Source organism: Bradyrhizobium sp. CFUWI, from assembly GCF_056429085.1.
On the sequence record NZ_JBWJZE010000032.1, the window covers coordinates 1 to 21,824 of the forward strand.

Below are 21,824 nucleotides of genomic sequence, written 5' to 3' on the forward strand. Positions count from 1 at the left end.
GTTACCCACATCCCCACAGCCACAACAGCAGCAGGCAAGAGTAGCGTAAAGTTACTGGGAAGAACGAACGGCAGCAGCTCCACTTAAAAAACCGGACCCAGTGGTCCTCAGCATGGGGTCCACTTCACGATATCGGCGCGCGCACTTACGGTTCGTTCAAATCGATCCTCGCCAACAATCTTGATCGGCGTCCTTCACCCAAGCGCTCCGCGGACGACGCGCCGATCCTCCATCCCAACATCCGCGGGCCGCGCTACTACAATTAGGAGATCACGCCTTGCTCACCCATCCGACCCTCGATCAGCTCCATCAGCTCGGCCTTCACGGCATGGCCAAGGCCTTCGCCGACATCGAAGCCGGCGGCGAGGCCGCCAGCCTCGGCCACGCCGAATGGCTTGCGCTCCTGCTCGAACGTGAAGCGTCGCTGCGACGCGACAAGCGACTGTCGAAGCGGCTTCAATATGCCAAGCTGCGCCAGCAGGCCTGCGTCGAGGACATCGACTATCGCACCCCGCGCGGCCTCGACCGCAGCCTCTTGACGATGCTGGTCGAAGGCCAATGGATCGCCGACCACGCCAATCTTTTGATCTGTGGCCCGTCCGGCGTCGGCAAGAGCTGGCTCGCCTCGGCGCTCGGCAACAAAGCCTGCCGCGACAATCGCTCCGTGCTCTATCAGCGCGTCCCGCGACTGTTCAGCGATCTGGCTTTGGCGCGCGGTGACGGCCGCCACCCCCGCCTGCTGCGCGCGCTCGGCCGCGTCGATCTCCTCATCCTTGACGACTGGGGCCTCGAGCCGCTCGACGCCGCGGCCCGCCACGACCTCCTGGAGATCCTCGAGGACCGCTACGGCCACCGCTCCACCATCGTCACCAGCCAGCTTCCCGTCGATCAATGGCACGCGCTGATCGGCGAGCCGATGACTTCATGATGCCTCCTTCTTCGAACGCTTGGTGCGTCGTACCCGATTGCGAAGCTGACCGATTTGTTCGTCTGAGAGCTCGATCTGCCATGGCTGGCCTTTGGTTAACTGACGACCTGCCAGCATTCCGCGCGCAAGATAATCGAAGATTGTTTGCGGGGTTACTCCAAGCTCAGCCGCTGCGCCCTGAATCGAGAAGCTGCCGTCGGGCCAGCGCATCGGATTCTTGTCCACGCCGTTGATTTTGACGGTGGGAATGCCCCAGCGGGTGCGCAACAGCCAGACGTTCTCGCCTTTGAAGGCGCAGCCTCGGGCCGCGACAAAGCCTTCCTGATTGAGTATTGCCGCGATCTCGCCATCCATTTTGTGTTCAGCATTCAACTCGACGATCCGTCGCCGCAACCGATCAATGTCGATATAGTTGCGGTAGGTATGAACGCGCCGTTGTACGTGATGCTCGCTGGTTGCGCCGGTCTGCCAGACGATCCTGAGCCACACCTGACCTCGGGTCCGCTTCTGATCAAGAACGACTTCGCGGATGACAAATCGCAGAATGCGCTTGCGATCGGCTGCCGACGTGGTGGCCGCATTCCAAATCCGCGGCAGGTTCGCGCCGAGCGCTTGTAGCCCTGCGCGTTCCGCCGGGCCAATCAGAAGCGGCTCTTGCGCGCGCCAACGCGCATGCTGCTGCTCGACCGTCTCGACGACACGCAGCTTCTCTTCCCAAGCCCGCTCAAGTGAGCGCGCCACAAGACGGTTCTCGGGCTCGACGGCGTCATACTGACGCCGGGCGCGCTCGGCCTCGTAGCGGGCGCGCTCCACGCGAAGCGCCCACTGACGCTCGAGCTGACGACTCTCTTGCTCCAGTTGGCCCGCCGCCGCGAGTGCGATCTCAATCTGATCCGGCACCAGGGCATCGAGGAGCATCCGTTCGACCAGCGCGTCAACCGCCAAGGCCCGGACTTCCTGACATAGTGCACTGCCTTGCTGGTCCCGATCCGAGCGGCAGCAATAGACCGGATAGTCGGCATTCGGGCCCGTGTAGCGCATGCTCATGCGCCGTCCGCAACGGCCGCAGATCGCAATTCCTTGTAACAGGGCTGCCCCCTTGCGCGGTACGCCAGAGTGTCCTGCCTCATAGCGGAAGATGTTATCTGCCAGTCGCCCCTGGTTGGCCATGAACTCCTCCCAGCTGATATAGCCTGGGTGAGCGGCGTGGAGGCAAACCGCCCAATCCCCGATCGCCACCTTGACCGTTCCCGTCAGCGATCCCGGCCGGCATCGGCTCGGATCCTTTTGCCGACGGCCATAAACATACGCCCCAGCATAGGCCGGATTTTGAAGGATACTAAGGACGCGTGCACTATCTGGCGCACGCCAGACGATCTCGTGTGGAGATGGTCCAAGCAGCGGTCGAACCGGCAAGGATAATCCGTTCCTCTCCAAGTACCGCATCACACGGCGAGCGCTTTGCAGTTCCCGGAATTTGGCAAACACGAGATGAAGACGGGCCTGCACCTCCTCATCGGGATTGAGAACAATTGTGCCGGCTCGATCATAGGCGAGCCCGGCCGGCAGGGGCAGCCGCAGTTCGCCCCGTGCCGCCTTCTGGCGTTCTCCTTGGTGAAGGCGCATCCGAAGCTGATGCAGCTCCGCCTCGCTCATGATGCCGGACAAGCCCAACAGCAGGCGGTCGTGGTAGGCGCGCGGATCGTAAAGCCGCTCGCCATCCGCAATGAGCACGCCGAACACCGAGCACAGCTCGAGAAGCTGATGCCAGTCCCGGTTATTGCGGGCCAAGCGAGAAGCGTCGAGGCTCACCACAAGGCCGGCGTTGCCAAGGCCGATCTCGGCAATGAGCTTCTGGAAACCATGACGATCCACAGCGCCAGCACCGGATTTGCCCAGATCCTCGTCAATGACCTGGACTCGCTCCGGCGGCCAGCCCAGACCGATGGCGCGATCGACGAGGCGGTACTGCAGCTCGGTGCTCTCCTGGTGCTGGCGCACCTGGTTCACGGATGACTGCCGCACGTAGACATAGGCCAACTTGGCTCGGTGCGCAGTCGTGAGCCGCTCGTCAGCGACGGTCGAGCTGATCAGCACGACCCAGTCCCCTTCCGGGCGTGCCGGCAACCGCTTGCATTCGCCGCAGCAGCGTGGCGAGGATTTGAGCGATCTGGGTTTGCGTCGCGGTCGATAGATTCGGCCACAGGCGCGGAATGTCGGCCGTCGGGCGGCCGGGTGGATTTGCCAACGTCGGCAGCGGTCGATACGCAACGCGACCTGGAAGCGGTCGGTGGGTCATCGCGAATCACCTTCTCGTCGAGAAGGCCCAGACTCGCGCTCAAATGTTGCATCAATGGGATCAGCGTACGTGCACTGATGCGCGGCAGATCGGCGGCGTTCGGGTGGGGCGTGATCGGCGTCTCGGCAAGATCCGTCGACGCGATCCGAACCGCCCGCGGCCGGCCGTCCGGCAGCGCAACAACGACGTAGGCAGGACCGCGCCCCGACCGCTCCTTGAGCACCTCAAGCCGGTGCCCAAACAGAAAATGATGCGGGTCGGTGATCGTGACGTGAGACACGACCCGCTCAAGAATAGGGGTACTCTGACGTGTTCGGCGATCCCACCCTCGGCGATGCGATATTGGACCGCATCATTCACAATGCGCACCGCCTCGAACTCAAGAGGCGACAGTCTAAGGCGTCAGGCTGGCGAAAAGAAAAAACCGTAAGCACCTCGCGCACGATCGCCCCGCCGGCCCACAGGCCCCTCCTCGTGCGCGTCGCTACGTCGCTCGGGGGGCACTCCGCGCCCCGCACGGGGCCCTCCTATGGACCGCCGGAACGATCTCCGAACCAACCCGCCAGCCTTGACCAGAGACAATTTCCGGCACACATAAGCCCGTCAGTCGTGTTCGTCTCCAAACTGATCGCGATCACTGGAATCCGTGATCACCACCGCCTGGAACACCTGATCGCCATCCCCGGAATCCGCAAGCTAGGAAGCAAAGCGGCGTTCCTATCTGGAATCAAAAGAGGCCGCCTCTCGGTAGCCTCTTGCCGGTTGCAATGTTGATCGTGCTGAAATGCCAGTCCCGGCCGCCTTATTACTACTGATTCCCGGTGTAATGTGGAGTCCGCAAGAATGCGGTGTTCAATCATCGAAGCCGCGCAAGTGTCCTAATCTGCCATCGCGGATGTCCTAATTAGGACAGCCCCCCGCTTTGATAGAGGCATTGCCTCGCCCCCCGCCGCATACCGATCAATGCCGAAGATGGTTGCCCCTCAAATTTCGCAACATCAACTCCTTTTCTGAGGAGTTGCCTTTGCGTGTCGGGCCTCGCTGAATCTGCAGCACCGGCGCGAGCTACTGCGGCTTCCAATCCAGCAACAAAGGAAACCTGATATGATTCCTATAGAGGAGTCCTTTATTCGAGCGGTAACGTTGCTTGACGGTCCAAAACCGACCGAGCAACGGACTGAAATCGTCGCCCACTTGGATACTATTGTAGACTATGCGCGCGACGATGCCGAGGAGCGCCTAGCCCATAGTTTCAAAGAGATGACCCTGAACCACCTGGACAGTATTCGTCGAGATACGTCGACCATTGTTGAGGAAAAAATGGACCTGGCTCTGATCGCCACCGAAGAATTGATTATAGCTATCGTCGAGCGCAACCGGCGGGGAATAGGATGATCCGGGCGATGTCCATGCAGGCTTGCAACCGGGCAATACGGCGGCCGTTGGTCGCGAGCAGATAAGCATGAGAGGCGACGACCTCCAGCAAAGACATGCACGCAGCGCCATCGGACCAAGCAATAACCTTCAAAATCACGGACGGCGCGTGACTGGAAGCCCTTCGATCGAGGGGTTCATGGTGTACTTGTTCGGGCCTGACGGGAATATTGTGCACTCCGCAAGACTGATTTGCGCCGATGAGGAAAGGGCTAAGCAGCGAGCACAGCAATTAGCCGAGACCAATAGGGTCGAGCTTTGGCAGCTCACTCGCAAGATTGCGAGCTATCGGTCACGCGCGAACTGAGGCGCTTGGTTTGCGCAATCCTCGCTCTTACCCTTGGCCATGGCGTTTGTCCCTCGCAGATATGATCCCGGCCTCCCGGCGGCGCTCCAGCTCTTGCTCAAGGATATCCAGGCCAAGACAGATCAACGCCTCGCCGACCTCAATCGGGTCATGCTCGTCGAACGGAGGCTCGCTCGGATTGACGGGTGCCATCATGGTGCATGGTGCCTACGTCGTGTCTGGTGCACGGATTTGAAGGTCTGCCTCTAGCGAAGTCGAGCGCAAAGTTGCCCCGCACTGGTTCTGACGCCGAAAAAGGACCCGCGATTTCACTGGCGAAAGATCTTCCCATTGCCCTCGGATCGACTGCAGGTCTGTTACGCGCCGAGATGGCCATGATCTGGAGAGCCGCCTCCAGAGAGTTCCGTCTCGGCGGCTAGATGAGCGGCGAGCGGCTCTTGACCTGAGGCCAAGGGCGAGCTCAGGATCGCCTTGGTGCGGTCGTCTGAGGGCGTCGAATTGCCGGTCATCGAAGCATGCCCCGCCTAGCTAGGATCCCGCTCCAAAATGAACGTCGAGTGACCCTTCGACCTCCTGCCGACCTCGTTGAGGCAGGCAATGGCAGCATCAGTCGAGACATGATCGGTATTGGAGAGGTGCTTGGCGAGCGCACTGATCTCGCGTGTGACGAACACGCTAGCCATGATCTTGCTGCGGCGTGCTATCGTCGTGAGTGTAGCCATCCGACCAAGCTCCTCTGTGTCGCCGCCGAGCGTCCGGTCAAAACGCTCGGCGGCGGGAATTGGGCCGGCGCTGGTCTCCGGAGTGAGAGCAGCGGAGAAAACACTCACTCATCAGCACAAACCCCGCACTCAGGCCGTAAGGCATCGGCGCGCGCCCGCACCATGCCTCAGGCCTAAGCCGTGACTTGCATCTCAAGTATACAGGCCCGCGCTGCCGGGTTTCAGCGCGCCGACGGGTGTAGATTTCTGAGGCGGTCTCGACATGCTGTTCAGAGCGAGCCGGTGATTTCGCCCGGGCCGACATCGAATGCACGGTCGTAGCTGAGGCCAGCGCCTGTGCTGCTGCCTTTGTGCGGGCATAGATTTCATTGGCGGACAGGTTCATGGTTTGAGTCCTGTCCTTCTGTTCGCGTCGGATCACGCAGCCTTGTCGGTCGCGGGCTTGTTCTCGGCTTACCAAGCTTTGAGCTGTTCTGCGTTTTCGAAGATCTAGAGATAGGTTCCAGCTCGACTTTGATTTCCGAGCGAGGTCGCTGTGCACGTAACCCTCGACGCGGTCGAGTACCGTCAGAACAGCCTGCGGCGAGACGTAGCGCATCGGAGTCCAACCAGCAGGGGCACCCTTCAAGCCGGGCAAGGCGAGCGCGGATGCAAGCGACGACACACCGCTACGACCGATCCAATCGGCGTAAGTGACGCGATCGAAATAGCGCCGGCTGGTGATGTTCGTCGTTTGACCACCATGTGAGAGATCGGCGGAGCCGTTCGGATTGACTTTGATCTTGGCCGCATACTCGGGGTCATAGGGCCGGCCACCAGGCCGCAGCCAGGGTAGCTCGCGCACTCGGGAAAGTTCTTTCCGCGGCACGCCGGGCATGTCCATGATTGCGACTTGGAAGCTGTGGATCTGCTGATCGTCCGGAAGTTGCCGGTTCAGAATTTCGCGACTCAATCTCGGCTTCGGCCATCGCGCGCATCGCAGCGCGGAGCTGCTTGATCGCAGTGGTGACGGCTTCCTGCATCTGTTTCTGAGCAGCCGCGCCGAGCGAGTGGACGCGCGTCAAATTGTCTTTCCGCTCCTTTTCGGCGGCAGCAGTCTTTGCTTCCGTCAAAGCATGGTCGGCTCGCCGGTGAGCCGCACGAGCTTTCACCAAGCGAACTTCAGCTAAATTCTTGATGCCGACGAGGTCACCGATCTGGTCGTCAGACAACTCGATCGGCGGCGCTTCCATTGAGTGGACGGCGCTGGCGAACGCGGCCTCGACCGCGGCAAGTTCACTGGGCGTTTCCAGACCTTTGGCTTCCAGCTTGGCGATCTGCGAGGTCTTGCCGGCCATGAACGTCTCCGTTGTTCACCGGGACATATTGCACGGCTTGGCGCTTTGTCCTTACGGCACAATCGCTGATTATTTTTTTTCGCGATTCTGCCCTGTGGAATTTGACGACGCAGTTGCCGATTGCGTCGACCAACGGCTGCGGTGACCTGCCAGCGGGCGGTGCCGTCAGTGCGTTCGCGTGCGATGCTTGCGCCAACAACGCCGCCGGCAGCCGCCGTGGCGATCTGATGGGCGACCTTGCTCTTCGCTCGCCTCCGACGAAGGCAAGCTCAGCGACCACTGCGGCCGTCGGAACAGGTAGGCCGAAGACGCGCTGCAGGTGCTGCGACTGAGCGGTAGCTGTGGCAGTTTGATCGGGGAAACTTCCGGATTGCTATTGCCGGTGCAGAGGTGGCCGCCCCTCAAACGCTTGCGACCGCAGGGACGCGATGTACCGCTCAAAAATGTGCATCCACTGGCCTGTGCTACCCGTAGGTACGCTTCGCAAGCGATGGTGGCCAGCCCGTCCTCGAAGACTGAGGCTGGCCACCTTTGCTCCCGAGAGGCTGAAATTCTCTGGACGCCAGCATCCTATATTGCTGAGAAGCATGCGGAACACCTATCAAAATTAGTGGGGACGAGAATGTAAGGTAGTGCGAGCGCCCTCGCGCCATCGAGGTACATTCCGACGTGAACCACTACACGTTCTATGGAAGGTTGCAGATGGTGAAGTGGTTCTACAAAACTCAAGCAGGGGGTGGCTCAGATCGTTCCGACTGGGAAGGCTTTTGCGGTCACGTTTCGTGGTGAGACATTGGGGCATTATGCTTCGCCAGCGTCAGCGGCCGAGACTTGGCGAACGGAACATGCTCTTGGCCTTCGGCCGGAGACCCATCAAACCTGGGCATACCGGAGAAGATTAGCGAGTGGCAGCGCGTGCGGTGACTTACACTCCCCGAGGGTCCTCACCTCTGGTGATCACCGCCGTTTGGATCGTCCACACTTGGGCGCGATTCGGCACCGTTCGGCTGCGCGCGTCAGGCGCTACCCCTGCCACGCCCGCACTACCATTTGAAGTTAGCGGCCACGTGACTCGGCGCTTATCGCCCACGCATACACAGAGGAAAAGCGCTGGCCAGCCTCAAAGCAGCGGAAGAAGCCGACCGGGAGCGTATCGCTCGCAGAATGGGCATAACCGTCATAACGGGCTTAGCCCGTGAGCCGGAAGCAGTGCGAACGCGGCTCTGCGCCTGACGGCCTGGGGGCATGATCAGGCATTATCCTGCCGCATCCGCACTGCCAAATTGAGTTAGCGGCGACGTGACTCGGCGCCGACCGTTCTGGTGCCATTGCGCTGTCCCTGCCACGGCCCGTTAACCACAGCGGCTCTGTATCCGTGCTAGCTTACCAAAAGCTGACGAGACTGCGCGCCCATCGACCAAACGAAATGCGACCCGTGTGGGCCGTTCAAGCCGGGCGGCCTATAACAACAGTGCGTGCAATCTGCTCCGGGCAATCCTGCAGCCAAGCAAAGACGCCCGCTAGACTGTAAGGCCGTGCGACTTCATGGCCGCCAAGCTTAATGGGATGATCTTCGATAAGATAGAATTGCCCATCGGCTGTTCTGACCATCCGGTCTCTTATCTCAAACCACACGCCCGTTGTCGGCCACCTTTTGTAGGATACGCGCGTCGCGAAATGGACCGCTTCAGCAAGGTCCCGCGCTGTCGGGTTCCGTTTCCGCGCGCGCAAATGCCTTAAAGGCTTAGCTTTTGGTGCCATGATTTGTCCTTGAGCATACGCCTTCCTCGTCGGCTCAAAAGCCGCGCGGATGCGACTCGGCGCCCTTATCGGCTGGGGGGCCTTGGATAGAGGCGCTATCCCTGCCGCATCCGCACTGCCCCGTGAAGTTAGCCCTGGGATCAAAAGGCTAACCCACACCCAGCTTTCCCGTGAACCCTTACCCACGGGGGCTGAAGTGCGGTTTTAGCGAGAAAGCCGCCGCGAGTGGCCTACCTAAATTGATAGGCTAGACTGAGCGACTTAACGCCGCTCAACCTGTCAGTAATTCAGCCTATCGGTCTTGCAAAACGATCAGGCCGACGCGAACGGCGAGCTGACCTCCCCGTATCACGTCGACGGGCCAGGATATTGAGCACGACATCGGCGGAATGGACGCTGTGACTGAGCGCTTCGGCACAGGCCGCTTCCACCGCGGGCAGACCGTCAGTCAGCACCGCGTTGAGGATGTCGACCATCTGACGATTGCCGTCGTCGGTGCTGGCAAGCTTGCGCCGGATCCGCTCGATCGCGGCGGGCAGCACCCAGTCCTCGAAGGGAGCACCGTTGCGCAAGGCGCCGGGTTTGCGGGCGAGCACCGGCACATAATGCCACGGGTCGTAGACGGTATCGCCGCGGCCAAAGGATCGTGGGTGCTCGGCGACGATGCGTCCATCCTGTCGGATCACGATGCGATCGGCATAGGCTTGAACCTCGACCGGTCGTCCGACTGCGCTGGCTTCGACCGAGTACTTGTTGTTGTCGAAGCGCACCAGGCAGGGCTTCGAAACCGATGCCGTCACCGCATGGAAGCCGTCGAAGCGGCCGGCATAGAGAACGAGTTTGGGGCGTTCGGCTTCGAACACCTCCCAGATCGTCTGATCGACCAGCTCCGGGTGGCGATGAGCCTTGGCGTAGGCGATGCATTTGTCGAGCAGCCAGGCGTTTAACTCGTCGAGGGTTTTGAACCGCAGCCGCGGCGTGAAGAAGCGTTCCCTGACCAGCCCGACTTGGTTCTCCACCTGCCCCTTCTCCCAGCCCGACGCTGGTGTGCAGGCGACCGGATCGACCAGATAGTGGCTGCACATCTGCAGGAAGCGGCGATTGTAGAGACGCCCTTTACCGACGAAGATCGTCTCTACGGCGGTCTTCATGTTGTCGTAGATGCCGCGGATGCAGGTGCGTTTGAACAGGGCGAACGCCCGGTCGTGGGCGTCGAACACCATCTCCTGCGTCTCCCGCGGATAGGCCCGCACGAACAGCATGCGGCTGTGACAGAGCCGGACATGGGCAGCCTTCACCATGACCGCGGTGCCGCCCAGCAAGACCACCTCGTGGCTCCAGTCGAACTGGTAGGCTTCGCCTGGGGCAAAGCTCAGCTGGACATAAGCGGCCGCGGTCGATTGCCCGCGTTCCCTGCTCCACCGCTTGGCGTAGCGGCGCACCGCATCGTAACCGCCGTCATAGCCGCGGCCGCGCAGCTCTTCGAAGATCCGGATCAACGTCAGCTGTTCACGAGCCGATTTAGCCGCGTTCGCCGCCAGCAATCCGTCGAGTTTTACTGCCCATCGTCCGAGCTTGGGCCGCGGCTGCACTTGCCGCTCATACTCGAAGGAGGTCTCTCCCGACCTCAGAACCTTCCGGACCGTGTTCCGTGACACCTTCAGGTCACGTGCGATCTCCTTGATCGTCTTGCCCTTGATGAAGTGCTCGCGCCGAATCCGCGCAATCGTCTCCACGACCAGCATCCTCCACCACCTGCTTTGTTACGAAGCAGGCAGCGCAACAGACCAACCCTGTAGGGGCGCATTGCCGCATCCAGAATGTTACTGGACAACTTCTCGCCGATGATGGGTCGGTGCCATCGAATTGGTTCGGTGGCGTCTATAGCGGGAAAGATCAGCATGGGCGCGCGGCGCGAGGTGGTGTCGGCGGTAACGGAGCGTTACCGGTTGGCCAAACGAGCGGAAAAGGGGCGGATTCTCGACGAGCTGTGCGCGACGACGGACTGGCATCGCAAGCATGCGGTGCGCGCGCTCCGGCGACGCGAGACGGTTGGACCGGGCGAGGTCGAGGCAACAAGAAAGCGGAGACGCAGATATGGCGCGACGATCAAGGACGCGCTGACGGCGCTAAGGGAGGCGTCGGATCGAGTATGCGGCAAGCGGCTCAAGGTGATGATCACGACCTTGCTGCCGGCCCTTGAGCGACATGGCCGATTGCAGCTTGGCCAGGCGGATCGTGACTGTGTTCTCTCGATCAGCCCAGCAACCATCGACCGCCTGCTCGTGGACGTGAAGGTCGCAGCGAGCGGCGGCAGGCGGCGCCGTGCCGGATTCGATTCGGCAATCCGGCGCGAGGTCCCAATCCGCACGTTCAATGACTGGCACAGCGCGCCGCCTGGCTTCTGCGAGGTCGACATGGTCGCCCATGGCGGCACGTCGGTGGCTGGCTCGTTCATCCAGACCTTGACGATGGTCGATGTCGCCACGGGCTGGACGGAGTGTCTGCCGTTGGTGACGCGAGAAGGTTCGCTGGTCGTCGAGGCGATCAACCACGCACAGAGCCTGTTCCCCTGGCTGTTGCGCGGCCTGGACTTCGACAACGACAGCGCCTTCATGAACGATGTCGTCGTGCCTTGGTGTCGCGAACAGAAGTTCGAAGTCACTCGCTCGCGCGCCTATAAGAACGACCAGGCATTTGTCGATCAGAAGAATGGTGCCGTCGTCCGCCGCCTCATGGGCTATGGCCGCTTCGATGGCGTCGAGACGGCGCGTATGATGGGCCGCCTCTATGCGGCGGCACGGCTCTACGTCAACTTCTCCCAGCCGTCGTTCAAGCTGAAGGAGAAGCGCCGCGAAGGGGCTAAAGTGATCAAGCGCTATCATCTCCCATCGACGCCCTATAAGCGTGCATTGGCGCATCCCAAGGTGACCGCGGCCGTGAAGAAACGGCTACGCGATCAGCATCGCTCGCTCGATCCGGTCGCGCTGTTGGCGGAGATTCGCGCAACCCAAGAGGAACTCGGCAATCGCGTCGATCGTCGTGCCGGACAGGCGCGCGGCCTGCAACCCGCTCACACTAGCACCCTGCCAGCGACCGCGGCAACGTTCGCGAAGACGCTCGGCAAGACGGTGACTGCCGGCGAGCCGCGTGCCACGCACCGTCGCCCCCGTCGGCTCTATAAGCCGTCCAAGCTCGACCCGCATATTGCTGTGATCGAGGGTTGGCTCGCTGAAGAGCCGCAGCTAACTGCGCTCGCCATTGTCGGCCGGCTGAGTGATAAATGCCCTGAGGAGTTCGGGCCGAGACAGCATTCTATTGTGCAGCGTCTGCTGAGGGGGCTTCGACGGATGACTGCTAGGCAGTTGGTCGCGGAGAAGCTGCTTGGCGACGCCGCGACTGTGGCCCCGTTGCCCGGGGTTGTGGACGGCTCGGGCTATGTAAGGCCCGACCCGCCCACAGCCCCTCTCGCCGAGCAAGCGGGGAAAACTACTTGGCGCGCATCAGTCGACCTCGGATCGTCATCGGCCACGGCGCCACCCGGGTAACATCTGCAAGTGAGGCAATACGGGGGGCAATATTGCAGACGATGACGTAATTGCGGTCGGGCGCCCGCGGCTCGAAAGGTCCGCTATCTTAAGCCTTCCCGCAATCTCACGAATCGGATGAGGCCATAAAGCAATATGTTGGGCTGGATGTCTCGCAAAAAGAAACATCAGTGTGTGTGGTCGACGAAGTAGGTCAGGTCTTGTTCGAGGGAAAGGCCAAGTCCGACCCGGGGGCGCTCACGGCACTGCTTCGCAAGCGGGCGCCACAGGCGGAGCGCATCGGATTTGAGACCGGGGCGATGGCGACTATGGCATGAACTTCGTAGAGTTGATCTTCCGGTGGTCTGAATCGACGCGCGTCATGCCCACGCGGCTTTGTCCCTGCGCATGAACAAGAGCGATCAGAATGGTGCTCGAGGTTTGGCCGAACTGGTGCGGGTCGGCTGGTATCGAGAAGTCAAAGTCAAGAGCGAGGAAAGTCAGAAGATCCGCGCTATACTCGTCGCGAGATCTCGGCTCGTGGCCATACGTCGAGATATCGAGAACCAGGTCCGCAGCCTCATCAAAGAATACGGTTTGCTGTTGCCACGCGCGATCGGACTGCAGTTTCGCAATCAGGTCTGCGAGCTATTGGGCAAAGATCATCAGCTCCTCGGGGTGATCGCGCCGCTTCTGTCGATCCATGAACAGATCTGCAAGCAGCAAAGCAACTTCGACAACGAAGTCCGCCAGTTGGCAAAGTCGGATGAGACGACGCGCCGCCTGATGACGGTTCCTGGTGTTGGCGTGGTGACCGCCTTGACCTTCCGCCACACGATCGACAACCCATCGCGCTTCCGATCTGCATCGAGCGCTGGCGCCTATCTGGGTCTTACACCTCGGCGCAACCAATCTGGCGAAACTGACATCAATGGCAAAATATCACGATGGGGCGACCGTCTTCTCCGAACTTACCTGTTTGAGGCCGCGACCGTCCTGCTTTATCGAACGAAGAAATGGTCGTCCCTCAAGGCCTCGGGAATAAAGCTCGCCAAGAGGATTGGCGTGAGGAAGGCGAACGTCGCCATCGCGCGCAAGATCGCCGTCGTTTTGCACTGCATCTGGGTCGACGGCACATCGTTCGACTGGGGCCGCGCGAAGGAAGCCTGATCCGATTTTGTAAAGTTCCTGGTCCGGTCTGCCGGACTGGCGATATCCCGCTGGGACGGTGTTGTGGCGACCTCGTTCATTCGGCTGGTGGCGGCTTGACTGTACTCCGCTGCAGACGTTGAGGCGTCCGACCCGGACATCATCATGAGGCGCTGCGCGACCTCGGAAGGGACCATGACCCCAGCGAAGACATCAACCAGCCCGTACGATCCAATGCCTGGCCAGCAGAGCATGTATCAGCCGCGCCCGCGCCGTCTCCGCAACCCCGACCAGCTCCGACGGCGCGGACGCTACCACCGTGCCATGGGCGAGTTCAGAAATGTAAGCTTGACAACAAACCGCAATTAAAGGGCCGAATGACAACGATACCGTTTTCTCACGACCGCCTCGGTCTGATCAGAGGCCGCTCTGGAAGGCTATCGGTCGGCGCCACAATATAGTCTAGAGGGCGTTTGTTCTGCTCATCCAACCTGACCAAGACGGCGATACTCGGACGGGTTTTTGAGCCGCGCCGCAGCGTCCAGGCGGAACAGTGCCTCTGGGAGTGCTGCCAGGACCGTACTACACGCAACGATATGAAAGACCCATCGTTGACGGCCAGGCAGCCCCCGGCCTGCTCCGCAATGAGATCGGGATTCACATTCGGCACGGCCGTAGCGATCTCAGCGGCGAGATCCTTGATGAGACTGATGCGCTCGCCGCGCGTCTCAAGGTAACTGTAGTCAACTGGAGGTACGTATCCGATCACCGCATAGGCGTTGCGAAGGCTACCGAACCTCCGCTCGTACAGGTCCGCGCTGGGGCTCCCTTTGCTCGACTGATCGCGTTGAGAGAGAATGTGTGCCGAGCCGGTGCTGAAGAACGCGCAGTCTCTTAAGCAGCTCATCCGAGGACAGCCGTTGCCGTATTTGTCGCTCAATAATCCATTGTGCGGCATCAAAGACGTTCCGCGACACAATCTGCTCAAGTGCGTCAAACGCTCGTATCAACTTGGCCTTGGCGTTGATCACACGGCGCCCTCGCAAGTAGTTCGATGTCCGGAAGTAGACAGTGTTGCCCGTGTAATTCTCGTTGCGAAGGATGCGACCAATCATCTGAAGATTCCACGGAACGACGCGATGGTTGGCAACGCCTCTCGCGCTCAGCTCGCGCGCGATAGCAGTCCTCTTTTCCGCCGACGAAGCTTTCGAATATCCATCGCACGATCGCTATTTCATCGGGTGGCCCGGCCCGCAGCAAGTCCCAGTCAGTCTGCAAGGCCTTTTGCTGGCCATGTTCGAGAAATCCCCGCGACTTGCCGGTTGTGTCGATCAGCTCTCCGCGCAGCGCGAAACCGGGCTGACCGTCCACCCAATAGCCGAGCCCTGCAATGGGGCTCTGCCCCGCAAAACCTTCGCCGATTGATTCCGGCTGTCCTCCGCTGCCATCAGGCGCTTCATGTTCTTCCAGAGGCCCGACATCGGGCTTCCGTCGTTCCCGAAGACCTCGGCGCAATAGAGCACCTTCACACCGGCCAACTTGCGGATGAACTCGTAATATGCACTCTCGTCTGTGTCCTGAAATCGACCCGAGCGACTGACGTCCCGCACCAACACATTCCCGAAATCGGCGGCACCCGACTGAACGTCGTTGATCAAACCGATGAGCCCCAGTCGGTTGTTGATCCTCAATCCGCTGATGCCCTCGTCAATATAAGTGCGCACGATCGTGAGCCGATGCTCGGCTGCGTAGCCGGCGATGACAGCCATCTGGTTTGCGATTGAATATTGCTGCCGATCCGTCGACATCCGGATGTACTGCGCAGCCCGGAGCTCGTGCTCCCGACGCCGAGGCAGCCTGGCATGCCGGACAGTGAGCTCTGTTCCCATGGAAGGCTCCCGACCTGTGCAGCTGTCAGCCTATTCCAACCCACCTGAAAACCAAGAAGTGTGAAGCTGCTCACCCCCGCCGAATCAAGCTTCGCCAGCTCCGACTGGTCCATTTCCGGATGAGTGTCCCGGACGGGGACGTTCCTATTGTTCTGGAGGTCGGCCATGAAGCGCCATGAGCAAGTATTTCGGTAGTGGCGCCGGCCACGTTCTGCGCCAGCACAACAGCGCCGTGTTGCTGTTCAGCTGGCGCGGCAAGCCGACGGATCGGCCCGCTAATCCCAGCCTTGCCGCCCTGCTCCGCGCCGTGGAGGCCGAGCACGCTCAAAAGGAGCGCTGATATGCAGCTGGCGGAGCTGTTCCAGCCCATCTTCGATCAGTCGGAGATCATCGTGAACGTACTTGGCTGCAGGGCGGGACATGGACTGCAGCAGTTCGTGCCGAATATCTCTCATATCTTCGAGCGCCTGCTGGTTCCTTAAGCGTACGTAAGCTGAGACTATCGCTTCACACGACATGGCGTTCCAAATGCATCACAAAAATGAGTTCTCAAAATTGACTGAACTGAGTGACCCGCGGGATGCCGAAATCTCAAAGTCATGTGCGTCAAAAGCACACGCGAGATTGTCCCGAGAGGTCTGCTTTTTCGACCTTGCCATGCTCGTTCCTCCATGTTGGCACCGTGGCGACGCGAGGAGGAATTCGCAGGTTCCGATTCGCCTCCCGCCGAACATTGCCTATCTTGGACTCCGGTCAGTGGAGTTCTCGCGTATGGCCTCGCCGTCCATCATTCCGAACGGTCGCCTCGACAAGGACTTTTACGTCGTCCTCGAGGAGTTCCGGGACGGCGCGGCATTCCGCGAGACTGACGAAGGCATCGACCATGCCACGCTGGTCGACGACCTGCTCACCGGCCAACATGACCGGGTGCTCCGCGTGGTCGCCTTCAACCCGGCCGAAGGCTGGTCGCGCGACGCGTCCGACGACATCGCGCTCGAGCACCGCATCGCCGCCGACAGCCTCGATACCTCTCCCGCGTTGAAGGATTTCGTTAAGAGCCAGCTCGGCCGCGATCGGCGTTCAGCTGGCGCTTCCGCTCCAGTCCTAAACCACTAGGCTTACCAACCAAACCGCGAGCGAGCAGCAGACAGCAATTCCAAGGTATGGCAATGCAATTGTGATCGGTCCCTGACCGACGAAATCCCGACGCTCAAATCAAGCGCGACATTCGCATATTCGCGGCCGCGTGACTATCTCGTTCTCATACCGCCTGCGTTCGCGTTCTGCCTGCCCACTTCCGCCAAGGCCGCCCCCGACGGCACCGACCGGTTCCACGAGATCAAGTGTGACGGCTATCGCCTGCGCCTCGAGCTCAATGGCCGCACCGTGCGCCTGATCACCAGGAACGGGCACAACTGGACCGACCGCTCCCCTTGGATCGTAAAGGCCGCGCTGCGCAACCGCGAGCAGGAATTCGTCATTAACGGCGAGGCCGTGGTGCTCGGCGTTGACGGCGTCTCCGACTTCAACGCGCTCCACTCGCGCCGGCAGGTGCAGCTCTATGCCTTCGATCTGCTCGCGCTTGGCGGCGAGGATCTGCGGCAGCTGCCCCTGGAGATGCGCAAGACCAACCTCGCCCGGCTGCTGCGCGGCCGGCCCGACGGCATGTTCATCGAACCCTTCGAGAGCGGCGCCATCGAGCCCGACGTCTTTCGCGCGGCCTGCGACCGCCGCCTTGAGGGCATCATCTCCAAGCGCCGCGATCGCCGCTACATCGCGAGCCGCACGCGCGAATGGCTCAAGATCAAGAACCGCACCCATCCGGCCATGAGCCGGGACCTCCAGCACTACTTTGGCAGAATGTGTTTGCGCCACTGTTTTTCAAGGATTTGTTTTCGGCAATACGGGCAGCGTTGAGGCGGCGGCCGAAGGATGAGGTCGACCATGGCGTGACATACGGCGGGCATGGTTGGCTGAGGCGGAGGCCCGTTAATCTTCCGCCCCGCGTGTGCGAGGCGACAATGTTGCAGGAAGGCGTAGGCAATCATGGTCATTAGGGCGTGACGATGAAGACCTTGCCATGATCGCCCTTCGAAGTGATCAAGTCCAAGCTCCTTCTTCAACTGCTGATGCGCCTGCTCACAAATCCATCGCGCCTTGATGGTGGTGGCCAGTGTGCGCAGATCCGTCGCCGCTGGAAGGTTGGCGAGATAGTATTTCTTCTCCCCTGAGGCAGTGCTCGCCAATCAGCCAAGCTTCGTCGCCCGGGAGATGCTGCTGACCTTTTATCCCATATCCGCTGCGGAGGGCCGTCGGCGGTGTGGACACGGACAGCAGCAAATCGGGCTCTCAGACGACCTTTCTTTCCGCTGCGCCAACTCACGTTTTTCCATTTGGCTCTGGTCAGCATTTGTTCTGCCGCAATCGGTAAGATTTCTGGTACGTGGTGCTTTCGCTTCCCGCGGACTTTGGTAATCGGCCAATGAGCTGTACATCAACCGGATACACCTTAAGATGCCGAGGGATCCGACGGCCCAGACCAGGCCGCGTTCTGTTAGCCCTTGTCGAAACGGTGCGCTGAGCCCGTATCCTGCATCCGCCAGCACGCATCCAAAGCGCACGTCGGCTGCCATCGCTCGGTTAACCTCGGCCAAAGCAATTTCCGGCTTGGATCGTGCCGGTTCGGTGTTCGATCGGCACGCGAGCACGCTTCAAACGAGATACATTGCCTGTCCAACTCTCAGGCAGAAAGAGACGCAGCGCGACCATTACCGGCACTGCGCCGCGCGAGAGTGTCAGCGACACCAGCGTTTGGCAATTTGCCGTTTTGCCAAGAGAGGACGCATATTGAGGAGCGACACCAACCGAGCGTTCGCCCTTCTTCGGCATTGCCGTGTCGTCAATAACGAGCACGGCATCCTTGCCGCCGACAAGCCGGTCGGCCTGATTTAACAGTTCAGATTCCAACGGAGTCGCATCCCAGACACCGTCGGCAATGAAATGGTGCAGCTGATCGTAGTTGCCCGCGGCAAGGCGCTCCGCCATCGGCTGAACGATTTGGCGGTAGCCGGGACCGATCAATCCCGCAACGTACAATGGACACATCTGCCGCCGGGTCTTATGACCCAACCGATCCAGCAACGGCTTCAGCCAGCGTTCGGGTTCGTCTTCCCACTCCGCCATGGTCAGCCCTCCGAGAGCCGACCACCCGTGAATCATCGGGACTCGGGAATCTTGAGGGTTCTGTGAGGTCGCCGGGCAGGTTTAAGCCGCGCGCGCTATCGTAGCGTGCGACCTCATCCGCGAAAACGGCGTGCGCGAACCGGTCAGCGTGTTCGAGAGAAAGATCCTCGACGGCCGCAACCGCTATCGCGCCGCCGTCGAGACCGGCACCGATTGCCCGACGCGCTATTATGGTAACGATCCGCTGGGATACGTCATCAGCCTGAACTTGAAGCGTCGACACCTCGCCGAGAGCCAGCGCGCGATGTGTGCGGCGCGGGCAGCCGAACAGTTCAGGCAGCGACAGGGGTCGGCCGCGCAGACCAAGGCGGCGTGGCACGGTGGGACCGCGAGGAGGAAATCAGGCGCCTCCACGCGGATACGTCCCTGTCATATGATGATCGTGCCGAAATGGTCGCGCAGCTTGGGGCAGGCGCAACCATCACCGCCTTTCCAACTCCGATCGTCGCCACCTGGCGATAGCTTCTTCGTCAGCTCACCGACAGGTAAGTGCTCCAGAGGTTACAACGTATCGTAGTGAACTGAGTCTACTCAGTCCTGGCAAGGGAGTAGGGAATGGATCCTTTTGAGGCAGGGCAGATTCTGCGCTGAGATGGGATCTCTTCGAACGAACGAGAGGGGCAGGAAAACGAGGCCGGGGCGCAGTGGGACCTAGTGCTGACAGGCTATGACGCGGCAGATTCAGCTCATGCGGAGGACGACCAAGACCAGACGGTTGAAAATTGGGCTGCCGAACGGGACGTGGGCCCGCTCGAGGATCGAGAAGAAGCCATAACGCGATTAAATTTCTCCGAGAGAGATCAACATCTCGATCTCGGATCGTTGTCCCTGACCAGTCTGCCCAGATTTTCGACCGACCTCAGGCAAATCGACGTTTCCTTCAACCGGCTAACCAGACTGCCCGATAGCCTGCCCGCCACCCTCGGGTCGCTCAACGTCAGTCACAACCAGCTGAGCAACTTGCCCGCCCTTCCGGCCGTGCTCGCTTATCTCAACGCGAGTGATAACCGACTAGCGGGCCTCCTGAGGCCCTTCCTCCTGCGCGTCAGTTTCTCGACGTCAGCTACAATGAGTGCCGAAGCTGCCGGAGGTCCTCCCTGATTCGCTCCAGTTCTCGAGGTCAGCGACAATCAATTGACGAGTCTGCCGGAGGGCTTCCCCGCTATGCTCCATACTCTCGCCGTTAGCGGCAACCAGCTAACCAGCCTACCCGAGAACCTACTGACGCAGTTGAGCGCTGGTGCCGAGTTAGAACTGCCTGGAAATCCGCTGCCGGAGCAGGTGCTGACGAACCTGCATACAGGCTCGATTTTGTGACCACCGCGGTGTACCACCGATTCGGCCCGCAACGTGCGGCCAGCATCAGAACAGCGAGGCAGCCATGGTAAAACCGTTCCCGTCGAAGACCCATATCGGCAACCATATGCTGCATCCGGAAACCCTGATGCTGACCTATGGCTACGATTCGCAATTGTCGGAAGGCGCCATCAAGCCTCCGGTGTTCCTGACCTCCACCTTCGTGTTCAAGACCGCCGAAGACGGGCAGGACTTCTTCGACTATGTCGCGGGCCGGCGCGAGCCGCCGGAAGGCATGGGCGCGGGCCTGGTCTATTCGCGCTTCAACCACCCCAACAGCGAAATCGTCGAGGACAGGCTCGCGGTCTACGAGCGCACCGAGAGCTGCGCGCTGTTCTCATCCGGCATGGCCGCGACCACGATCCTCGCCTTCGTCCGCCCCGGCGACGTGATCCTGCATTCCCAGCCGCTGTATGGCGGCACGGAAACGTTGCTGACGAACACACTGGCGCGCCTGTCGATCGGTGCGGTCGGCTTTGCCGACGGCATCGATGAAGCCTCCGTCAGGCAGGCCTCGGAGCAGGCGATGGGTAGGGGGCGGGTTTCGATGATCCTGATCGAGACCCCGGCCAATCCGACCAACGGCCTCGTCGACATTGCGATGATCCGCCGCATCGCCGATTCTATCGGCAAGGCCCAGGGACACGTTCCGATCATCGCCTGCGACAACACGCTGCTCGGCCCGGTGTTTCAGCGGCCGATCGAGCACGGCGCCGACTTGTCGCTGTACTCGCTGACGAAATATGTCGGCGGCCACTCCGACCTGATTGCGGGCGCCGCACTCGGATCGAAGGCGATCATGAAGGGCATCAAGGCGCTGCGCGGCGCCATCGGCACCCAGCTCGATCCGCATTCGTGCTGGATGATCAACCGCTCATTGGAGACGCTGAGCCTGCGCATGGAAAAGGCCGATGCGAATGCGCGCCTGGTGGCGAGCTATCTGCGCGACCACCCCAAGGTCGCCAGGGTTCACTATCTCGGTCATCACGAGGAGGCCTCGCCGTCGGGCCGTGTATTCGCGCGGCAATGCCTGGGCGCGGGATCGGCCTTCTCGTTCGACATCGTCGGCGGCAAGGAGGCGGCGGTGAAATTCCTCAATGCGCTGCAAATCCTCAAGCTGGCGGTGAGCCTCGGCGGCACCGAGTCGCTCGCGAGCCTGCCCGCGACCATGACCCATTCCGGCGTTCCCGCCGACATTCGCCAAAAGATCGGCGTGCTCGATTCCACCATCCGGCTGTCGATCGGGATCGAGAACCCGTCCGATCTGATCGCGGACCTCGCGCAGGCGCTGAACGCGGCTTGAGCGAGGGATCACAGCGCATTGGACGCGCGGCACGCTGCATGATCGCCGCGGCGGCCTCATTGCTTTGCGCGCCCGAGAGCTGCCGCACGAGGCAGACGTAAAGCCCTTGCTGGATGCGTTCAGCAGGGAATGGCCGGCAGGCCGTCAATCTCACTCTATTTCGAGCCATTCGGAGACGGGGCGACCCGTGGGCTACGAACGAAACCAACTCGCAATCGTCGCCTGATCCCGTGCCCGACGCGATCACCGTGCTCATGCTTTGCATCCAGCTGAAGCAGTTCCGCCTCGGCTTAGTTAGCAGACTGGCTGGCCTCTAAACGTGCGGGCCGGTGAGACACTTCGAGAGCGACAAAGGGCCCTTGAATGAGTTGTTGTTCTCGACGGCAAGCGGCCCACGCGGGCCGCTTTTCGTTTTATGGATTGCCGCGCGGTCTCGTCAGCTTTCAGTAAGCCAGCGCAGCTACAGGGCGCTTGGGGTTAACGGATGTGGCAGGGACAGCGCTTCCCCCAGGGTAAGCGCGGGGGCTTTCAAGCGCCGAGTCACGTTGCCGCTAACTTCAAAGGGTAGT

The 21,824-nt window shown here is 61.0% G+C and carries 18 protein-coding genes and 5 pseudogenes; 11 read left to right on the top strand and 12 right to left on the bottom strand.

What is annotated here, in order from left to right:
* Nucleotides 1-277: 277 nt before the first annotated feature.
* A pseudogene (istB, locus tag AC066S_RS35415) lies at nucleotides 278-916 on the top strand (IS21-like element helper ATPase IstB); the annotation flags it as partial.
* A gap of 6 nt (nucleotides 917-922) precedes the next feature.
* Here istB and AC066S_RS35420 read toward each other — a convergent pair.
* Together AC066S_RS35420 and AC066S_RS35425 are read right to left on the bottom strand one after the other, a co-directional pair.
* Complete coding sequence (locus AC066S_RS35420) at nucleotides 923-3,025, bottom strand: recombinase family protein (RefSeq protein ID WP_135171818.1); 2,103 nt, start codon at nucleotides 3,023-3,025, stop codon at nucleotides 923-925.
* Complete coding sequence (locus tag AC066S_RS35425; RefSeq protein ID WP_164719099.1) at nucleotides 3,019-3,507, bottom strand: hypothetical protein; 489 nt, start codon at nucleotides 3,505-3,507, stop codon at nucleotides 3,019-3,021. Before AC066S_RS35425 ends, AC066S_RS35420 begins: the two co-directional genes overlap by 7 nt.
* Before the next feature lie 29 nt (nucleotides 3,508-3,536).
* Between AC066S_RS35425 and AC066S_RS35430 the strand changes: the two are divergent.
* A pseudogene (locus tag AC066S_RS35430) lies at nucleotides 3,537-3,657 on the top strand (ATP-binding protein); the annotation flags it as partial.
* Nucleotides 3,658-4,331: 674 nt separating this feature from the next.
* Complete coding sequence (locus AC066S_RS35435; protein WP_126261818.1) at nucleotides 4,332-4,622, top strand: hypothetical protein; 291 nt, start codon at nucleotides 4,332-4,334, stop codon at nucleotides 4,620-4,622.
* A gap of 373 nt (nucleotides 4,623-4,995) precedes the next feature.
* Here AC066S_RS35435 and AC066S_RS35440 read toward each other — a convergent pair whose 3' ends face one another.
* The 5 genes and pseudogenes from AC066S_RS35440 to istA all read right to left on the bottom strand — a co-directional run.
* Nucleotides 4,996-5,163, bottom strand: coding sequence for a hypothetical protein (locus AC066S_RS35440; protein WP_164719100.1), 168 nt, complete (start codon nucleotides 5,161-5,163; stop codon nucleotides 4,996-4,998).
* A 329-nt stretch (nucleotides 5,164-5,492) separates the two neighbouring features.
* Entirely contained in the window at nucleotides 5,493-5,690 is a 198-nt protein-coding gene (locus AC066S_RS35445; protein ID WP_126261820.1) for a hypothetical protein, read from the bottom strand.
* A gap of 37 nt (nucleotides 5,691-5,727) precedes the next feature.
* The gene (locus AC066S_RS35450; RefSeq protein WP_164719101.1) at nucleotides 5,728-6,573 is read right to left on the bottom strand and encodes a hypothetical protein; all 846 of its coding nucleotides are present in this window, start codon (nucleotides 6,571-6,573) and stop codon (nucleotides 5,728-5,730) included.
* Nucleotides 6,491-7,027 (bottom strand): hypothetical protein, encoded by a 537-nt coding sequence (locus AC066S_RS35455; RefSeq protein ID WP_126261822.1) that lies wholly within the window; start codon nucleotides 7,025-7,027, stop codon nucleotides 6,491-6,493. The genes AC066S_RS35450 and AC066S_RS35455 overlap by 83 nt, the downstream gene beginning before the upstream one ends.
* 2,108 nt (nucleotides 7,028-9,135) lie before the next feature.
* A pseudogene (gene istA / locus AC066S_RS35460) lies at nucleotides 9,136-10,533 on the bottom strand (IS21 family transposase); the annotation flags it as partial.
* Between the two features lie 156 nt (nucleotides 10,534-10,689).
* Here istA and AC066S_RS35465 point away from each other — a divergent pair.
* Nucleotides 10,690-12,336 carry an integrase catalytic domain-containing protein gene (locus AC066S_RS35465; RefSeq protein ID WP_478271805.1) on the top strand — a complete coding sequence of 549 codons (1,647 nt, stop codon included), beginning with the start codon at nucleotides 10,690-10,692 and terminating at the stop codon, nucleotides 12,334-12,336.
* Nucleotides 12,337-12,461: 125 nt separating this feature from the next.
* Nucleotides 12,462-13,485: pseudogene (locus tag AC066S_RS35470) on the top strand (IS110 family RNA-guided transposase).
* 767 nt (nucleotides 13,486-14,252) lie between these two features.
* Here the strand turns inward: AC066S_RS35470 and AC066S_RS35475 are convergent.
* Nucleotides 14,253-14,654, bottom strand: a pseudogene (locus tag AC066S_RS35475) (recombinase family protein); the annotation flags it as partial.
* A 141-nt stretch (nucleotides 14,655-14,795) separates the two neighbouring features.
* Entirely contained in the window at nucleotides 14,796-15,353 is a 558-nt protein-coding gene (locus AC066S_RS35480) for a recombinase family protein (protein ID WP_126261825.1), read from the bottom strand.
* A 175-nt stretch (nucleotides 15,354-15,528) separates the two neighbouring features.
* On the opposite strand from AC066S_RS35480, the gene AC066S_RS35485 reads away from it, so the two are divergent.
* The 4 genes from AC066S_RS35485 to AC066S_RS35500 all read left to right on the top strand — a co-directional run bounded on the left by AC066S_RS35485 (nucleotide 15,529) and on the right by AC066S_RS35500 (nucleotide 17,270).
* On the top strand, nucleotides 15,529-15,693 hold the full coding sequence (locus tag AC066S_RS35485) for a hypothetical protein (protein WP_164719103.1): 165 nt from the start codon (nucleotides 15,529-15,531) through the stop codon (nucleotides 15,691-15,693).
* A 1-nt stretch (nucleotide 15,694) separates the two neighbouring features.
* Nucleotides 15,695-15,835, top strand: a complete 141-nt coding sequence (locus AC066S_RS35490; protein ID WP_164719104.1) for a hypothetical protein — start codon at nucleotides 15,695-15,697, stop codon at nucleotides 15,833-15,835.
* Nucleotides 15,836-16,124: 289 nt separating this feature from the next.
* Nucleotides 16,125-16,469 carry a hypothetical protein gene (locus AC066S_RS35495; RefSeq protein WP_235884910.1) on the top strand — a complete coding sequence of 115 codons (345 nt, stop codon included), beginning with the start codon at nucleotides 16,125-16,127 and terminating at the stop codon, nucleotides 16,467-16,469.
* Nucleotides 16,470-16,640: 171 nt separating this feature from the next.
* Complete coding sequence (locus tag AC066S_RS35500) at nucleotides 16,641-17,270, top strand: ATP-dependent DNA ligase (protein ID WP_235884913.1); 630 nt, start codon at nucleotides 16,641-16,643, stop codon at nucleotides 17,268-17,270.
* Here the strand turns inward: AC066S_RS35500 and AC066S_RS35505 are convergent.
* Genes AC066S_RS35505 through AC066S_RS35515 form a run of 3 tightly spaced genes read right to left on the bottom strand, consistent with a single transcriptional unit; the run spans nucleotide 17,201 to nucleotide 18,536 of the window.
* Entirely contained in the window at nucleotides 17,201-17,599 is a 399-nt protein-coding gene (locus tag AC066S_RS35505) for a transposase (protein ID WP_430642564.1), read from the bottom strand. The two genes, AC066S_RS35500 and AC066S_RS35505, sit on opposite strands and share 70 nt — an antisense overlap.
* 39 nt (nucleotides 17,600-17,638) lie before the next feature.
* Complete coding sequence (locus AC066S_RS35510) at nucleotides 17,639-17,986, bottom strand: transposase (RefSeq protein ID WP_430642565.1); 348 nt, start codon at nucleotides 17,984-17,986, stop codon at nucleotides 17,639-17,641.
* 7 nt (nucleotides 17,987-17,993) lie between these two features.
* Nucleotides 17,994-18,536: an IS701 family transposase gene (locus AC066S_RS35515; RefSeq protein WP_430642566.1), complete on the bottom strand. Its 543-nt coding sequence runs from the start codon at nucleotides 18,534-18,536 to the stop codon at nucleotides 17,994-17,996.
* A 130-nt stretch (nucleotides 18,537-18,666) separates the two neighbouring features.
* Here AC066S_RS35515 and AC066S_RS35520 point away from each other — a divergent pair, with 130 nt between their 5' ends.
* Both AC066S_RS35520 and AC066S_RS35525 read left to right on the top strand, forming a co-directional pair.
* Complete coding sequence (locus AC066S_RS35520) at nucleotides 18,667-19,113, top strand: ParB N-terminal domain-containing protein (RefSeq protein ID WP_126261827.1); 447 nt, start codon at nucleotides 18,667-18,669, stop codon at nucleotides 19,111-19,113.
* Nucleotides 19,114-19,977: 864 nt separating this feature from the next.
* Nucleotides 19,978-21,255 (top strand): cystathionine gamma-synthase family protein, encoded by a 1,278-nt coding sequence (locus AC066S_RS35525; protein ID WP_126261828.1) that lies wholly within the window; start codon nucleotides 19,978-19,980, stop codon nucleotides 21,253-21,255.
* Nucleotides 21,256-21,824 lie beyond the last annotated feature (569 nt).

Excerpts from the sequence above, each read along its gene's own strand:
- AC066S_RS35435 (WP_126261818.1), top strand. The coding sequence starts at position 4,332 with ATGATTCCTATAGAGGAGTCCTTTATTCGAGCGGTAACGTTGCTTGAC.
- AC066S_RS35440 (WP_164719100.1), bottom strand. The coding sequence starts at position 5,163 with ATGATGGCACCCGTCAATCCGAGCGAGCCTCCGTTCGACGAGCATGAC.
- AC066S_RS35445 (WP_126261820.1), bottom strand. The coding sequence starts at position 5,690 with ATGGCTACACTCACGACGATAGCACGCCGCAGCAAGATCATGGCTAGC.
- AC066S_RS35450 (WP_164719101.1), bottom strand. The coding sequence starts at position 6,573 with ATGGACATGCCCGGCGTGCCGCGGAAAGAACTTTCCCGAGTGCGCGAG.
- AC066S_RS35455 (WP_126261822.1), bottom strand. The coding sequence starts at position 7,027 with ATGGCCGGCAAGACCTCGCAGATCGCCAAGCTGGAAGCCAAAGGTCTG.
- AC066S_RS35465 (WP_478271805.1), top strand. The coding sequence starts at position 10,690 with ATGGGCGCGCGGCGCGAGGTGGTGTCGGCGGTAACGGAGCGTTACCGG.
- AC066S_RS35480 (WP_126261825.1), bottom strand. The coding sequence starts at position 15,353 with ATGGGAACAGAGCTCACTGTCCGGCATGCCAGGCTGCCTCGGCGTCGG.
- AC066S_RS35485 (WP_164719103.1), top strand. The coding sequence starts at position 15,529 with ATGAGCAAGTATTTCGGTAGTGGCGCCGGCCACGTTCTGCGCCAGCAC.
- AC066S_RS35490 (WP_164719104.1), top strand. The coding sequence starts at position 15,695 with ATGCAGCTGGCGGAGCTGTTCCAGCCCATCTTCGATCAGTCGGAGATC.
- AC066S_RS35495 (WP_235884910.1), top strand. The coding sequence starts at position 16,125 with ATGGCCTCGCCGTCCATCATTCCGAACGGTCGCCTCGACAAGGACTTT.
- AC066S_RS35510 (WP_430642565.1), bottom strand. The coding sequence starts at position 17,986 with ATGGCAGCCGACGTGCGCTTTGGATGCGTGCTGGCGGATGCAGGATAC.
- AC066S_RS35515 (WP_430642566.1), bottom strand. The coding sequence starts at position 18,536 with ATGGCGGAGTGGGAAGACGAACCCGAACGCTGGCTGAAGCCGTTGCTG.
- AC066S_RS35525 (WP_126261828.1), top strand. The coding sequence starts at position 19,978 with ATGGTAAAACCGTTCCCGTCGAAGACCCATATCGGCAACCATATGCTG.